The organism is Bacillus sp. P4_D3, assembly GCF_056401855.1.
On the sequence record NZ_JBFUIN010001239.1, the window covers coordinates 1 to 627 of the forward strand.

Annotated in this window: 1 protein-coding gene; it reads left to right on the forward strand. The window is 31.4% G+C overall.

Annotated elements, in window-relative coordinates; translation table 11 throughout:
- The first annotated feature begins 157 nt into the window (after window positions 1–157).
- Window positions 158–574 carry a GNAT family N-acetyltransferase gene (locus AC1DTM_RS30550; protein WP_016105076.1) on the forward strand — a complete coding sequence of 139 codons (417 nt, stop codon included), beginning with the start codon at window positions 158–160 and terminating at the stop codon, window positions 572–574.
- Window positions 575–627: the final 53 nt, after the last annotated feature.

Consider the following 627-nt stretch of genomic DNA (forward strand, 5'->3'; position numbering starts at 1 on the left):
ACCGTCATAAGTTATGCAAGAAAAGGGTATGTATCAATGCCGGGGTTAATTAGTTTTTCATGTTTTGTTACATATGGTGGATTTGTATGGATTAGTCTATTAAAATGAAGAAATAAAAATATGTAAATATTATAAGAATTGAAAGGAAGAAGTACATATGAAACGTATAGAGAACGGTACTCGCACTGAAGGAGAATACATTAAAAATAAATTAATTCAATATAACATGTCTGTGTTGTCAGATGAAGTAAAACAGCCAATGGAACAAGTAAGTTTCGTAGTGAAAGATGAGGAAGGGAAAATCTTTGGCGGGGTAACTGGAACGATGTATTTTTATCATCTACATATAGATTTTTTATGGGTTGATGAATCAGTTCGCCATGATGGTTATGGTAGTCAATTGTTACATACAATAGAAGAAATTGCGAAGGAAAAAGGATGTAGACTCATTTTACTAGATTCATTTAGTTTCCAAGCACCAGAATTTTATAAAAAGCACGGATACCGAGAATATGGTGTTGTTGAAAATCATCCTAAAGGGCATAGTCAACACTTTTTAGAAAAGAGATTATAATAATATTATGTATACTAGTTGATGGGAGAAAAAAATGTACACGTATAAATTAC